The 14,633-nt window shown below is 62.7% G+C and carries 16 protein-coding genes; 8 read left to right on the top strand and 8 right to left on the bottom strand.

The genetic code is table 11. The features are described from left to right. Positions 1–263 precede the first annotated feature (263 nt). The gene (locus OCK01_RS23085; RefSeq protein WP_263826002.1) at positions 264–446 is read left to right on the top strand and encodes a hypothetical protein; all 183 of its coding nucleotides are present in this window, start codon (positions 264–266) and stop codon (positions 444–446) included. Here the strand turns inward: OCK01_RS23085 and OCK01_RS23080 are convergent. The 7 genes from OCK01_RS23080 to OCK01_RS23050 form a co-directional block, all read right to left on the bottom strand. Beyond that, positions 440–1,648, bottom strand: a complete 1,209-nt coding sequence (locus OCK01_RS23080; protein ID WP_263826001.1) for a TIGR03862 family flavoprotein — start codon at positions 1,646–1,648, stop codon at positions 440–442. The genes OCK01_RS23085 and OCK01_RS23080 overlap by 7 nt on opposite strands. Positions 1,649–1,686: 38 nt before the next feature. Further along, entirely contained in the window at positions 1,687–1,968 is a 282-nt protein-coding gene (locus OCK01_RS23075) for a hypothetical protein (protein ID WP_182827885.1), read from the bottom strand. Positions 1,969–2,030: 62 nt separating this feature from the next. After that, complete coding sequence (locus tag OCK01_RS23070; RefSeq protein ID WP_263826000.1) at positions 2,031–2,792, bottom strand: SDR family NAD(P)-dependent oxidoreductase; 762 nt, start codon at positions 2,790–2,792, stop codon at positions 2,031–2,033. 1 nt (position 2,793) lies between these two features. Beyond that, positions 2,794–3,618, bottom strand: a complete 825-nt coding sequence (locus tag OCK01_RS23065) for an ABC transporter permease (protein WP_263825999.1) — start codon at positions 3,616–3,618, stop codon at positions 2,794–2,796. Continuing rightward, entirely contained in the window at positions 3,618–4,484 is an 867-nt protein-coding gene (locus tag OCK01_RS23060; RefSeq protein ID WP_263825998.1) for an ABC transporter permease, read from the bottom strand. Before OCK01_RS23060 ends, OCK01_RS23065 begins: the two co-directional genes overlap by 1 nt. A gap of 16 nt (positions 4,485–4,500) precedes the next feature. After that, positions 4,501–5,655, bottom strand: coding sequence for an ABC transporter substrate-binding protein (locus OCK01_RS23055; RefSeq protein WP_263825997.1), 1,155 nt, complete (start codon positions 5,653–5,655; stop codon positions 4,501–4,503). A 23-nt stretch (positions 5,656–5,678) separates the two neighbouring features. Continuing rightward, a complete protein-coding gene (locus OCK01_RS23050) occupies positions 5,679–6,818 on the bottom strand; it encodes an ABC transporter ATP-binding protein (RefSeq protein ID WP_263825996.1) in 1,140 nt (379 codons plus the stop codon). Positions 6,819–6,936: 118 nt separating this feature from the next. Here OCK01_RS23050 and OCK01_RS23045 point away from each other — a divergent pair, with 118 nt between their 5' ends. The 3 genes from OCK01_RS23045 (at position 6,937) to OCK01_RS23035 (ending at position 8,664) form a co-directional block, all read left to right on the top strand. Further along, positions 6,937–7,719: a helix-turn-helix transcriptional regulator gene (locus OCK01_RS23045; protein WP_263825995.1), complete on the top strand. Its 783-nt coding sequence runs from the start codon at positions 6,937–6,939 to the stop codon at positions 7,717–7,719. 147 nt (positions 7,720–7,866) lie between these two features. Then, a complete protein-coding gene (locus OCK01_RS23040; protein WP_263826012.1) occupies positions 7,867–8,220 on the top strand; it encodes a hypothetical protein in 354 nt (117 codons plus the stop codon). Positions 8,221–8,229: 9 nt separating this feature from the next. After that, the gene (locus OCK01_RS23035) at positions 8,230–8,664 is read left to right on the top strand and encodes a GNAT family N-acetyltransferase (protein ID WP_263825994.1); all 435 of its coding nucleotides are present in this window, start codon (positions 8,230–8,232) and stop codon (positions 8,662–8,664) included. Between the two features lie 36 nt (positions 8,665–8,700). Here the strand turns inward: OCK01_RS23035 and OCK01_RS23030 are convergent, their stop codons facing one another. Further along, entirely contained in the window at positions 8,701–10,047 is a 1,347-nt protein-coding gene (locus OCK01_RS23030) for an MFS transporter (RefSeq protein WP_263825993.1), read from the bottom strand. A 259-nt stretch (positions 10,048–10,306) separates the two neighbouring features. Between OCK01_RS23030 and OCK01_RS23025 the strand changes: the two genes are divergently transcribed. The 4 genes from OCK01_RS23025 to OCK01_RS23010 all read left to right on the top strand — a co-directional run bounded on the left by OCK01_RS23025 (position 10,307) and on the right by OCK01_RS23010 (position 14,624). Beyond that, positions 10,307–11,389 carry a LacI family DNA-binding transcriptional regulator gene (locus OCK01_RS23025; RefSeq protein WP_182827877.1) on the top strand — a complete coding sequence of 361 codons (1,083 nt, stop codon included), beginning with the start codon at positions 10,307–10,309 and terminating at the stop codon, positions 11,387–11,389. A gap of 123 nt (positions 11,390–11,512) precedes the next feature. Further along, positions 11,513–12,781, top strand: coding sequence for an ABC transporter substrate-binding protein (locus OCK01_RS23020; protein ID WP_263825992.1), 1,269 nt, complete (start codon positions 11,513–11,515; stop codon positions 12,779–12,781). Between the two features lie 122 nt (positions 12,782–12,903). Then, positions 12,904–13,803: a carbohydrate ABC transporter permease gene (locus tag OCK01_RS23015; protein WP_182827876.1), complete on the top strand. Its 900-nt coding sequence runs from the start codon at positions 12,904–12,906 to the stop codon at positions 13,801–13,803. Beyond that, entirely contained in the window at positions 13,800–14,624 is an 825-nt protein-coding gene (locus OCK01_RS23010) for a carbohydrate ABC transporter permease (protein WP_263825991.1), read from the top strand. The genes OCK01_RS23015 and OCK01_RS23010 overlap by 4 nt, the downstream gene beginning before the upstream one ends. The last annotated feature ends 9 nt before the right edge of the window (positions 14,625–14,633 follow it).

Here is a 14,633-nt window from a genome sequence, read left to right as displayed (position 1 = left end):
GGGGTGGAGCAGCCCGGTAGCTCGTCAGGCTCATAACCTGAAGGCCGCAGGTTCAAATCCTGCCCCCGCAACCAAAATCAAAGCACGATTAGTCAAGCCCCAAGGCAATCGCCGAGGTGCTTTGTGCGTTCGACGTCTCGCGTCTCGGTCGCGTCGTCATTAAGACAAAATTAACGTTTATGAATCGCCTCTTAAAATACCCGAGGGATAGCGGGAACCGCTCCCTTCCACGGCGCGTTCCCCGGGGGTACCGAGGCAATATGATGCATGACAAATCCAACAGTGATTCGAAGCCGGCCGCCCCGACTGCGCGCCAGATCCGCAGCAGTGGATTGAGCGAGTGGGATCATGCGGCGATGACCAGGGCCGTGTGGTCGCTCGCCGATTGTCCGGTCCTGAAGCTGTTTGCCGACACCACGCCGGTTGAACTTCGCCTGATTCACTGAGTGGATAGCCAGCTGTCTATCCCGTCTGCGGCGCGGGCGCCCGATGCGAAACAGGCGCTCAGCAAATAGCCGCCGGTCGGCGCTTCCCAGTCGATCATTTCTCCCGCGACGAACAGGCCGGGCGCACTCTTCACCATGAATTTCTCGTCGAGTTCGGACCAAGCGACCCCGCCGGCCGTCGAAATCGCCTCCGCGAGCGGACGAGGCCGAAGAACCGGCAGCGGGAGACGCTTGATGAGGCGGCTGATCGCCTCCGGCGTTTCACGCGCAATGTCCGGGGCGATTTCGCGCAACAGCGCCGCCTTCACGCCGTCCAAAGCCGCGCCCTTTCGCAACCGGTTGCTGAAGCTCGCTTTCGGCGGCTGGCGTGCGAGGTCGTTCTGGAGGCGGTCGAGCGTCCGGTCCGGTTGGAGATCTATCGTCAGAGGCTCGGGGCTCCCTTTCTCCAGCGCGTCGCGGACGGCGGCGGAATGTCCGTAGACGAGGCTGCCCTCGACGCCATGGGTTGAAACAACGAATTCGCCGCGGCTTGTTCCGCCCTCCGAAGAGAGCTCGACCGATTTGAGCGGCGCCCCGGCATATCGCGCGCGAAAGGAGGCGCTCCAGTCCACATCGAATCCGCAATTGGCCGGATGGATGGGACGGATTACGACGCCGCGCATGGCCAGCCAGGGCACCCAGGCGGCGTCGGATCCGAGCCGCGGCCAGCTTGCGCCGCCGAGCGCCAGCAGGGTGGCGGCTGGCAAGAGGGATATTTCTCCCTTCGGCGACGCGATGCGCAGCCGATCTCCGTCGAAGCCTGCCCAGCGATGCCGGGTTCTTATGTCGACGCCAAGACCGGCAAGCCGCCCAAGCCAGGCGCGAAGAAGCGGGGAGGCTTTCATGGCGTTGGGGAAAACCCGGCCCGAGGTTCCCACGAAGGTTTCCGCGCCCAGAGCATCGGCCCAGCGGCGCAAGGCTTCGGGCGGAAAGGCGTCGAGCGCGGCGCGCAGGCGTTTTGCCGCGGCGCCGTAGCGGTCGACGAAACGTTCATAGGCCTCCGCATGGGTGAGATTGAGGCCCGATTTACCGGCGAGCAGGAATTTCCGGGCAACCGTGGGCATCGCCTCGTATACCGTGACGGCATGACCCAGTTCCGCCAGCTTTTCCGCCGCCATCAACCCTGCCGGCCCGCCGCCGATGATCGCAATCGTCTTGTCCATGGCCTGTCATGGCCAAGCGAAGATCGTGTGGCAAGCGCTTATTTCGACAAGCGCCGGCGATTGGCCTGGACGACGCGCAGGTAGCGCGAGACCGAGCGGGCCTGGGTCTTCTCGATGGACTGACCCTGGGCGAGCGCAAAGGCGTTCTCGATGGTCAGGAGCGATGCGAGCTTCATCTTCTCGGCGATCATCAACTGCGCCTCGGCGGCGGCCTTCTGGCCGCCGGCGCCCAGCGTCATCAGCCGGAGGCCGATCACCAGGTTCGATTCGTAAGCCAGTTGCATCATGTTGAGGCCGAGCGCGACGGGAGGAATGAACATGGTGGTCCTTTCGGCGCGGATCGCGCGTGTCGTCAACGTCTCAACATCGGTCGGGTTCCGTATCAGGCCACCGTTTCGCCGCCGTCGGCGACCAGGATCTGGCCGGTCATATAGGACGAGCGATGCGAGACCAGAAACAGGATCGGTTCGGCGATTTCCTCGACCGACGCCCAGCGTCCCATCGGCACGCGGCGGGCGATATAGGCCTCGATCGCCTCGCGGCCTCCGACCTGGCGGATGAAGGGGTCGTTGAACGGCGTGTCGACCCAACCCGGGCAGAGCGCATTCACCCGCACGCCATGTCTGGCGTAATCGCCGGCCATCTGCCGGGTCATGGCGATCACTGCATGTTTGGTGGTGCAATAGGCGATCATCTCTCGGTCGTAGAGAATGCCCGAACTCGAGGCGGTGTTGAGGATCACGCCCCGTCCCGCCGCCTTCATGAACGGCATCACGGCGCGGGCGGCGATGAAATGCGCCCGGACATTGAGATCCCAGGAGCGGTCGAATCCGTCGAGGCTCACCTGTTCGAGATCGCCCTCGACCTGTGCGCCGGCGTGATTGTGGAGGATATCGATGCGGCCGCGCCGGGCGTGGAGATCGGTGATCGCGGCGGCGAGGCCCGCATCGTCGGTGACGTCGACGGTGACCGCTTCGGCCTCGCCGCCCGCATCCTTGATCAGTCTCACTGTGTCCTCGGCGCCCGTCCTGTCGCGGTCGAAGACGGCGACATAGGCGCCTTCGCGGGCCATGATCTCGGCGCCCGCGCGGCCGATGCCGGAGCCCGCGCCGGTGACGATGGCCGTCTGGTCTCTGAGGATCATGTCAGTCTCCTTCGGCGGCCCGGGGCTTCCTGTCGCGCATCAGCGCGCGGGCCAGGCCGATCAGCATGAGCGAGGCGACCAGCACGGATGTGGCGATCGCGTTGATTTCAGGGGTGACGCCGCGACGGATCGAGGCGAAGACATAGATCGGCAGCGTCGTCTTCGAGCCCGCGACGAAAAAGGCGATGATGAAATCGTCAAAGGAAAAGGTGAAGGCCAGCAAGAAGCCCGCCACGATCGACGGCGTGATCTGCGGCAGCACGATCAGCCGGAATGTCGTGAGCGGCGTGGCGTTGAGATCGCTTGAGGCTTCGACGATGTCGCGGCCGAGAGAGGCGACGCGGGCCTTGACGATCATCGTCACCAGCGCCAGCGAAAACAGGCCATGCGCGGCGATGATCGAGCCGTAGCCGAGGCCGAGTTTCGGCGGCGTCTCGCCCGGCCAGAGGCCGGCGAGAACGGGATTGACCGCCCCGAACACCGCCACCAGCGCCACCAGCGTGGCGATGCCGATCACCACGCCGGGCACGACGATGGCGGCCGCGAACAGCGCGTCGAACACCAGCCGGCTGCGTTTGCCCAGCCGCTCCATGCCGAGCGCCGCCATCGTTCCGAACACGGCGGCGAGGCCGGCGGAGACGAAGGCGATCAGCAGCGAATTCTGCAGCGCCTCGATCAGAAAGCGGTTGGAAAAGGCCTTGCCGTACCAGGCCAGCGAAAAGCCGGTGAATTCCGAGGCGCTGCGGCCTGCATTGAAGGAAAACAGCACCACCAGCGCGATCGGCGCATAGAGAAAGAGATAGACGGCTGTCACAAGCGCCCGCATCAGATCAGGTCCACCTGTTTGGTTCCGGCGATGCGGAAAGCGAGCCGCATCGACACGGTCAGCACGATCACCACCACCGCCACCAGCGTCAGCGCGATCGCCGAGCCGAACGGCCAGTTGCGCGATTGCAGGAAGAGATCGACCAGCGCATTGCCGATGAAGAACACCTTGCCGCCGCCAAGCAACTGCGGGATCAGATATTCGCCGAGAAGAAGAATGGTGACGAGCGCGACCCCGGTCATGACTCCGGGGAGGGAAAGCGGCAGCGTCACCTGAAAGAAGGTCGCGATCGGCCTGGCGCCGAGATCGGACGAAGCCTCCAGCAGACGCCGGTCGAGCTTTTCCAGGCTGACATAAATCGGCATGATCATCAGCGGCAGATAGCCGTAGACGATGCCGACGATGACGGCGAAGGGCGTGTTGATCAGCCGGAGATCTTCGATGCCGATCATGCCGAGAAGATTGGGCATGCCGCGCGAGCCGAGAATATACATCCAGGCATAGGTGCGCACGAGCAGGCTGGTCCAGAAGGGCGCAACGATCAGCGACACCAACAGCAGCCGGTAGCGCCGGTCGGCCTTGACCGCGAGGAAATAGGCGACGGGATAGCCGACGATCAGGCAGACGAAGGCGCCGGCGGGCGCCAGCATCATCGTGTTGAAGAAAGCCGTGGCGCGGCTCGGCAGATTGGCGAATTGAGCCAAGGTGAAGGCGGCCTGATAGCCGCCTTCGGGCGCGCGTTCGCCGAAAGCGAAGACGATGATGGCGATGAAGGGCAGCACGAGAAACACCAGCATCCAGAGCGCCGCCGGGGCCATCAGCCCCGCCGTCGTCAGCGCCTGTTTTCTCTCGGCCGTCATCGCCATGGTCTCGAGATTCCCGTCAGGCCGACTTGAAGCGCGCCATGACTTCGGCGCGGCCCGGATCGGTGAGCGTCACGGCGGCGCCGAATTCGAGCGGCGTCAGCGAGGCTTCGTCGGGATAGACGATCAGGTTGGAGGTGACGTCCTTGGGCAGGAGCGCCATGACGCGGGAATCGGTGGTCGGCGCGCCGTTGAAGATGTGCTCCTTCACCGCCACGTCGGGCGTCATCAGGTAGTCGAGCAGCGCATAGGCGGCCGGCTTGTTGGGCGCATCCTTGGGGATGGCGTAGAAGTCGCACCAGATCTCGCCGCCATCCTTGCCGAGCACGAATTTGATCTCGGGCACATCGCGGTTGAGCTGGGCCCCGTCATTGGTCCAGCACATGGTCATCCAGGCGTCTGTGGCGCGCATCGAGGGCTGGTAGTCGGAATTGATCGCGAAGAGATGCGGCTTGACCTTGATCAGCAACTCTTCCGCCTTGGCGAGCTCATCGGCGGCGATCGAGTTGAAGCCGTAGCCGAGCGCCACAAGCGCGCTGCCGATCGTGGTCAGTTGATAGTCATGCACCATCACCCGGCCGTCCGCCTCGCTTTGGGCAAGATCGAAGAAGTCCTTCCACGAGGTGACAGGGCTCTTGATCTTGGCGGAGTTGAAGGCGATGCCGGTCGTGCCCCAGTTCTTCGGCACGGCGTAGGTCTTGCCGTCGATCGCGCCCTCATGGGTGAAACGCTGGTTTTCGGTCGAAGGCGAGAAATTCGGCAGCTTGGCGAGGTCGAGCTGGTCGATGAGGCCGAGCTTCTGATAGGTCGAGATGGTGTAGTTGGTCGGCACGAACAGATCCCAGCCCGAGGCGCCGGCCTGCAGCTTGGCGAGCATTTCTTCGTTCGAGCCGAAGACATTGACTTCGACGGCGACGCCGGTCTTTGCGGTGAAGGCCTCGAACGTGGCGGGGTCGTGGTAATTCGGCCAGGTCGCGATCGACATCTGCGTGCCGAGATCGCCGGCGGCGTAGGCGGGCGAGCCGAACAGTCCGGTCTGGCGACCCACCACGGCTGCGGCCAGGCCGAGGCCGGTGACCTGGAGGAAATGGCGGCGGCTCACCGAGCCGCGCTTGTAACGCATCAGTTCGTCGGCGAAACGGTCCTGCGTCAAAGGCTTGTCATTGGTCGTCATCACACTGTTCCCTTTGTTGTCGGTTATGCTGCGTCATGCGAAAAGACATGCGGGGCGGCGGGCGAGATCGTCAGCTCCACCCGCGCGCCCGGCTCGAAGAGGCTGGCCGCGCCGCTCTGCAGAGTGCGATCGGCATAAACCAGGAGATCGCCGAGGCCGGCGACGGCCACCGAATACTCCACCGACGAGCCGAGAAAGATCCGGTGCGTCACCTCGCCGATCAGCCCTGTCGACGCCGAAGTCGAAGGCTGAAGCGCGATGGCTTCGGGACGGATGGCGACGACGGCCTTGCCGGAGCCGAGGCCGGGGCGGGTGAGCGGCAGAACGAGGCCGTTGCCGAAGCGGGCGGCGGCTGCGCCGCCCCGGGTTTCGATGACGGCGTCGAGCCGGTTGGTCTTGCCGACGAAATCGGCCACGAACAGGCTGGCGGGATTGTCGTAGATGTCCTGGGGGCTCGCGAGTTGCACAATGCGGCCTGTATTCATCACGCAAACCTGGTCGCTCATCGACAGCGCCTCTTCCTGGTCATGGGTCACCAGCAGGAAGGTGATGCCGAGCTCGCGATGCAGGTTCTGGAGCTCCAGCTGCATGGCGATGCGCAGCTTCTTGTCGAGGGCGGCGAGCGGTTCGTCGAGCAGCAGCACGCGCGGACGGTTGACGATGGCGCGAGCGAGCGCGACGCGCTGCTGCTGGCCGCCCGACAATTCGTGAATGCGGCGTTTGGCGTAAGCGCCGAGATGGACCATGTCGAGCGCCTCGGCGGCGCGGCGGCGGATCTCCCGGTCGTCGAGGCGCGGGCGGATCTGCCTGAGGCCGTAGGCGACATTGGTCTCGACGTCGAAATGCGGAAACAGCGCGTAGTGCTGAAAGACCATGTTGACCGGACGGCGATAGGCCGGCACGCCGCGCATCGACTGGCCGGCGATCAGCAGATCGCCGTCGCTCGGCTGTTCGAAGCCGCCGATCATGCGCAGGCAGGTGGTCTTGCCGCAGCCGGACGGGCCGAGCAGCGCGATGAAGGCGCCGCGCTTCAGCTGGAGATTTATGCCGGAAACCGCCGTCACCTCGCCGTAACGCTTGGCGACGCCGCGGAATTCCACATCGAATTCGGCTGGTTGGTCCACTGTTCTGTTCCCCTGGGGTCGCGGCGATTGCCTCGCCATCTATTCCCCTGATGCTGAAAGACTATGCGGATACCGCTTTTGGGGTATATACCCCGAAAGAGGTATTTTTCTAAGAATTTATCAATCGGGGGAGTATGGTTACAGGGAGAGGTCAGGCATGAGCGTCAATTTCGGGTCGCTGTTTCTGGCGGCGTCGGCGCTATGGGAGGCCGGGGAGGCCGAGGACGGGGACGTCGGCCGCGGGCTCGCCGAGATGCTCGGAGCCCTCGCGCCTTACGATCACTGCGTGGTTTTCGCCTATCGCGGCGATGCCCGGCCCATCGATCTCTATTCGAGCTTCACGAAGCAGGATTACCACGTCTTCGTGACGTTGTATCAGCAAGGACCCTATCTGCTCGATCCATTCTACCGCGCCGCGACGCTGCCGCGCCCGGGCGTCTGGCGGATGCGCGAGCTCGCGCCGGACCGTTTCTTTGCCAGCGAATATTACCGCACCTATTATGTCGAGACGCGCCTCGCCGAAGAAATCGGCTTCTTCATTCCGGTGGAAGGAGGGGTCACAGTGGTGCTGTCGTTGATGCGGGCTCAGGCGACCGGACCGTTTCGCGCCGCCGACATCGATCTCCTCCGGAAGGCGGAGCCGCTGGTCGCCGCGATGATCCGCAGCGCCTTTCGCGATCTTGCCCGACGTTTCGCACAGTCGAAGGCGTCGCCGCAGCCGGCCGAGACGTCCGGGATCCGACAGCCGCTGACCGAGCGCGAAAAGGCGATCATCGAACTGGTGCTGCAGGGACATTCCTCGGAATCGATCGGCCTCACGCTCGGCATCGCGACCGGAACCGTCAAGGTTCACCGGCGCAACATCTACCGCAAGCTCGGCATCGCCTCGCAGACGCAGCTGATGTCGCACTATCTCGAAAATCTGAAAACCAAAGGGTGAAATCTGAAACGGCCTTTCGTCGATTTCTCCGTCTCGGAGAAAATCTCTGTTAAGGCCTCGGGTCTAGTCTGGCGAAAAAATAATACTTTGCAGGCAGCCGTGATGACCGCCACCAAGGCGCATTTCCTGAACAAGGAAGAGTCTTTCATGTATGATCGGGAACACCGGTTCCCGATGGAAGAAACGATGAACGCCGCCCGGCTCGAATATACCGAGAAGGGCGTCATGCACATGGCGGCGCGGCGCTGCGATCTGATCATGATCGGGCCGAGCGGCGCCGTGCTGGCGTTGAACACGCGTTTCAGCCTTCCCGACCAATTCTATCTGGATGTTCCCGACGCCAAGATCGCCCGGGTCGGCTGCCTGACGATGCGCATTTACGCCAACGACACCGTGCAGGTGCGTTTCCTGTCGATGATGCCGCCAAAGGATATCGACCGCATCTTCGTCTACAGCACGCATCCCAAACATCGCAACAAGCTGCTCGATCTCCGGGCCTGAGGATTATTCATGGCGGCTCATCCGGTCATTCTCGTCGCGCCGGTCTTTTCGACGCTCGCCAATCTGGGCTTCCAGCTGCGCCGGACCGTCTTCGTGCTCGAGCAGAAAGTGCCGGCGGAGGAAGAAGTCGACGCCGACGATCTCACCGCCATCCATATGGTGGCGCTGCTGGAGGGCGAAGTCGCCGGCGTGCTTCGGATCGTGCGTCGTCCGGAGCATCTGAAAATCGGTCGCGTGGCCGTGGACACGGCGTTCCGCGGCCGCGGCATAGCCGGGGCGATGATGAGGCGGGTGCTGGGGGATTATGCCGACGAAGCCGGCGGACGGTTCTTCCTGACCGCCCAGACCGACAAGGTCGGGCTCTACGAACGCTTCGGCTTCAAGGTGTTCGGGCAGGAATTCATCGATGCGGGCATTCCGCATCTCGCCATGAAAACCTATTGAGGAAAGCCGCCCGGCGGGCGGGCGGCTTCCGAACCATTACTTTTCGATGTCGACGTGCTGAGTCTCCTCGCCCATGAACAGGGCGATCAGCGTCAGGCCCGCCATGACGGTGAGGTAGACGCCCACCCAGAACGGGCTGCCCTGGCCGTAGCTCCAGAGCGCCACCGCAATGAAGGGGGCGACGGCCGCGCCGAGGATCGAGGAGACGTTGTAGGCGATGCCCGAACCGGTATAGCGCACATTGGCCGGGAAGAGCTCCGGCAGCAGCGCGCCCATCGGGCCGAAGGTCATGCCCATCAGGCTGAAGCCGATCACCAGCCAGGCGAGAACGCCGACATTGCCGAGCGCCAACAGCGGAACCCAGCTCAGGCCGAACACGGCGATGCCCAGCGTCACCGCGATCAGCATCTTGCGGCGTCCGAACCTTTCCGCCCAGGGACCGGACAGGAAGGTAAAGATGCCGAAGAACACCACGCCGAAGATCAGCATCATCACGAAGCTGCGATAGTCGTAGCCGAGGCCGGGCACCGCGGCGTCGACGGGCTTGCTGCCGAAGCTCAGCGAGAAGGCCGTCATCAGGTAGAACAGCACGTAGGTCGCCAGCATATAGAAGGTGCCGAGCACGATCTGCTTGCCGTGCGTCTGGAAGGCGGCGGCGAGCGGCAGCTTGCGCACCTGGCCGGTCTTGACCGTCTTGGCGAAGGCGCTGCTTTCGACGAGGTTGAGGCGTACCCAGAGACCGACGATCACCATCACCGCCGAGGCGAGGAAGGGAATGCGCCAACCCCAGCTCAAGAAGGCCTCGGACGGCATGGACGGATCGGCCGACGGCAGAAGCGCGGCAATGAGCAGGAACAGGCCGTTGGCGAGAATGAAGCCGATCGGCGCGCCCAGCTGCGGGAAGGTGCCGAAGACGGCGCGCTTGCCCTTCGGCGCATTCTCTGTCGCCACCAGGGCTGCGCCCGACCACTCGCCCCCGAGCGCGAAGCCCTGCGCCATGCGCAGCACCACGAGCAACAATGTCGCGAGCCAGCCGACCGACGGATAGGTCGGCAGCGCGCCGATCAGGAAGGTCGCGACCCCCATGGTCAGGAGCGCCCCGACCAGCGTCGCCTTGCGGCCGCGCCTGTCGCCGAGATGGCCGAAGAAGATCGCGCCGAGCGGTCGGGCCACCATGGCCGCGCCGAACACGGCGAAGGAGGCGAGAAGCGCCGTTGTCGGATCGCCCTTCGGAAAGAAAAGATGCGGAAACACCAGCACGGCGGCGGTGGCGTAGACATAGAAATCATAGAATTCGATCGTGGTGCCGATCAGGCTCGCCAGGATCACGCGCGCGCGGCTGTTGGCCGGGGCGCCCGCCGCGGCGGAGTCGAGAGAGGACATGTTTTACTACTCCGGTTCTTCTTGTTTTGCGGTTGGCCTACACGAATGAGACTGCGATAAAAAGTCGGAAATGGCTGAAAGCGTTCGGTTTGACGGGGTATTGTCGACGGTTTCGTCACAAAAGCTCGACTTGGTTCCGTTTCGCTGCCATAGAGTGTCGGGGAGGCAGGGGGCTGCCGCCAAGTAAACATTTACTAAAAATCGTTTGCCTTGGCAGGTTTCGACGCCTAGCATCGGGGGGAATATCGGACTTACGCTCATGGTGACTATCAAGGAAATCGCAAAGGCCGTCGGCGTGTCCTCGGCGACCGTGTCGAGGGTGCTCAATTACGATCCAGCCCTGTCGATCTCGGCCGCCAAGCGTCAGGCGATCATCGAAACGGCCGAGGCGCTCAACTACGCCACGCCGCGCAATCGCAACCGTCCGACGGCGCTTCCCGGCGCATTCGTCAATCACGCCGTCCCCTCGGCGGCGCTGTCGCGCCTGGCCATCGTGCATTTCCTCGAGCCGTCGGACGAGTTGGGCGATCCATATTACATCGGCGTCCGCCTCGGCATCGAGAACAAATGTCGGGAGTTCAAGACCGAGATCGTCAAGGTCTTCCATTCCGACGCGCTGCCCGATCCGGCGCTCCTGCAGAGCGTGGCGGGCGTCATCGTCATCGGCAAGCACTCCAAGAACGAGATCGACTGGCTGTCGAGCCATTGCAGGCATCTGGTCTTCGCTGATTTCGATCCGCGCAGCAGCCGCATCGACAGCGTGTTCAGCGATGTCGGACTGGCGACCGAAACGGTCCTGAACGAACTCGTGTCGATGGGTTACAAGCGGATTGCCTTCATCGGCAGCTACGAGCATCTCGACGGCCAGACCCAGCCTTTCGGCGAGCGCCGGTGTCGCGCCTATATCGACTGGCAGAAGGAGCGCGGCGGCTTCGATCCCGAACTTCTGGCGCTCGGCCAGAACTGCAATTTCGGCCAGAATCTGCGGCTCGAAACCGGCTACATGCTGGCGCAGACCATTCTGAGCCTGTCCGATAAGCCCGACGTCATCCTCGCGGCCAACGACAATATGGCGATCGGCGCCTATCGCGCCATCCAGGAGGCGGGCCTGCGCATCCCCGACGACATCGCCGTCGTCTCCTTCAACGACATCCCCGTGGCGCAATTCCTGAACCCGCCGCTGTCGACCATGAAGATTCATGGCGAGCATATCGGCGAGACCGCCGTGGACCTCCTGATCGAGCGGCTCAACGGTCGCGACTACGCCAAGACCGTCACCATCGCCACCGAAATGATCTGGCGCGACAGCTGTCGGAAGCCGGATCATTCTGCACCTGCGTAAAATCCTTTCGCAACCGCAATAAATATTTACTAAAAATTTTCTTGCGTTCCCTGTTTTTTTGACGATACTTCGCGACAGGCAGGAGGGGCCTGCCGGCGTAACGCCATTTCCAGGGAGGATTTAATGGCTATTTCACCGATTATGAAACGTATTGCGACCGCTGCATTGGCGAGCGTCAGCGTGCTGACCGCGACCGCCGCCTTCGCCGGCGAAATCACCGTCTGGTGCTGGGATCCGAATTTCAACGTGGCGATCATGAAGGAAGCCGGCGCGCGCTACACCGCCAAGCATCCGGAAACCACCTTCAACATCGTCGACTTCGCCAAGGCCGACGTCGAGCAGAAGCTGCAGACTTCGCTGTCGTCGGGCGCAACCGACACGCTGCCCGACATCGTGCTGATCGAAGATTACGGCGCGCAGAAGTATCTGCAGTCCTTCCCGGGCTCCTTCGCCGCCCTGTCCGACAAGATCGACTATTCCGGCTTCGCGCCTTACAAGGTGCAGCTGATGACCATGGACGACAAGGTCTACGGCATGCCCTTCGATTCCGGCGTGACCGGCATGTACTACCGCAAGGATTACCTCGAACAGGCTGGTTTCAAGCCCGAGGACATGCAGAACATCACATGGGACCGCTTCATCGAAATCGGCAAGGAAGTCGAGGCCAAGACCGGCCACAAGATGATGGGCTTCGATCCGAACGACGCAGGCCTGACCCGCATCATGATGCAGTCCGCCGGCGAATGGTATTTCGACAATGACGGCAACCTGAACATCGAAAACAACGCCGCGCTGAAGGCCGCCTTGGAAACCCAGGGCAAGATCATGCAGGCCGGCATCTTCAAGCCGACCGCCGGCTGGAACGAGTGGCTCGCCTCCTTCACCTCCGGCGATGTCGCCGCCGTCGTGACCGGCGTCTGGATCACCGGCACCGTCAAGGCCCAGGCCGACCAGTCCGGCAAGTGGGGCGTCGCGGCGACGCCGAAGCTGTCGGTCGAAGGCGCAACCTCCGCCTCCAACCTCGGCGGCTCCAGCTGGTACGTGTTGGAAGCTTCCAAGGAAAAGGACGAGGCCATCGACTTCCTCAACGAAGTCTACGCCAAGGACACCGAGTTCTACCAGAAGATCCTCACCGAGCGCGGCGCGGTCGGCTCGCTGATGGCGGCGCGTGAAGGCGCGGCCTATGGTGCTGAAGATCCGTTCTTCGGCGGCGAAAAGGTCTGGCAGAAGTTCTCCGATTGGCTCGCCCAGATTCCGGCCGTCAATTACGGCATCTTCACCAACGAAGTCGATACGGCCGTCACCGCCAATCTCGGCTCGATGGGCAAGGGCGCCAAGGTCGAGGATGTGCTGAAGGCCATCCAGAGCCAGGCCGAAGGCCAGATCCAGTAATCATCGAAAGCGGACGGCGGCAGCGCCGTCCGTTCCTCCCCGGGGCGGCGGCGGCGACGCCGCGGCCTTGGCGGGCATCTCGACATCTGTCGACACTTCACACCAGACAGTGATGGACGATCATGGCCACTGCAAAACCCGGCGGATTGAAGCGATATTTCGACGTGAACGGCTGGCTGTTCGTGGCCCCCGCCCTTCTGTTGATCGGGACCTTCATGATCTTCCCGATCTTCCGGTCGCTCTGGCTCTCGCTCTATGCGGGCAAGGGCATGATGATGAAGTTCGCCGGCTTCGGCAACATCATGCGGCTCGCCAACGATCCCGTCTTCTTGAAGGCGCTCACCAATACGGTGACCTATTTCGTGATCCAGGTGCCGATCATGATCACGCTGGCGCTGATCCTGGCGGCCGCGCTCAATGATCCCAAGCTGAAATTCTCCGGCTTCTTCCGCACCGCCATCTTCCTGCCTTGCGTCTCGTCGCTGATCGCTTATTCCATCCTGTTCAAGAGCATGTTCGCGCTCGACGGTGTGGTGAATTCGGCGCTGATCGCCATCGGCGTCGTCGATACGCCGATTTCCTGGTTCACCGAACCTTTCTGGGCCAAGACACTGGTCATTCTCGCCATCACCTGGCGCTGGACCGGCTACAACATGATCTTCTATCTCGCGGCGCTGCAAAATATCGACAAGTCGATCTACGAGGCCGCCCGTATCGACGGCGTGCCGGCCTGGGCCCGCTTCGTCTATCTGACCGTGCCGATGCTGAAGCCGGTGATCCTGTTCACCACCGTCACCTCCACGATCGGGACGCTGCAACTGTTCGACGAAGTCTACAGCCTGAGCGCCGAAGGCAAGGGCGGACCGGCGGATTCGACGCTGACGCTGTCGCTCTACATCTACAACCTCACCTTCCGCTACATGCCGAGCTACGGCTATGCGGCGACCGTGTCCTATGTCATCGTGATCATGGTGGCGGTCCTGTCCTTCCTGCAATTCTACGCCGCGAGGGAACGCAAATGAACGCGCAACGCCTTGTCCGCCTGCTGCCGTCGATCCTGCAATATCTGTTTTTGAGCATCGCGGCGTTCCTGTCGGTGTTCCCGTTCATCTGGATGGGGATCAGCGCCACCAACACCAATGCGCATATCCTCGAAGGCAAGATGAGTTTCGGCAGCGCCTTCTTCGACAATGTCAATGCCTTCATGGCCGCCGTCGACCTGCCGCTGGTGCTGTGGAATTCCGCCAAGATCGCCATCATCGGCACGGCGGTGACCATGCTGGTGTCTTCGCTGGCGGGCTACGGCTTCGAAATGTTCAAGTCGAAATGGCGCGAGCGCATCTATGCGCTGATGCTCCTGACGCTGATGGTGCCCTTCGCCGCGATCATGATCCCGTTGTTCATGATGATGGCCAAGGCCAAGCTGATCGACACCCATATCGCCATCATCCTGCCCACCATCGCCTCGGCCTTCATCATTTTCTACTTCCGCCAGGCGACCAAGGCCTTTCCGACCGAGTTGCGCGACGCCGCCAAGGTCGACGGCCTCAAGGAATGGCAGATCTTCCTCTATATCTACATGCCGGTGATGCGCTCCACCTACGCCGCCGCCTTCGTCATCGTCTTCATGGCCAACTGGAACAACTACCTCTGGCCGCTGATCGTGCTGCAGTCGAACGACACCAAGACCATCACGCTGGTCGTGTCCTCGCTCGCCTCCAGCTACACCCCGCAATTCGGAACGGTGATGATCGGCACGATCATCGCCACGATCCCGACCATCTTCGTGTTTTTCGCCATGCAGCGCCAGTTCGTCCAGGGCATGCTTGGCTCGGTGAAATAGGATAAAACC

The organism is Rhizobium sp. TRM95796 (assembly GCF_025779995.1).
Classification (GTDB): domain Bacteria; phylum Pseudomonadota; class Alphaproteobacteria; order Rhizobiales; family Rhizobiaceae; genus Rhizobium_E.
This window is presented reverse-complemented; position numbering and strand designations above follow the sequence as displayed.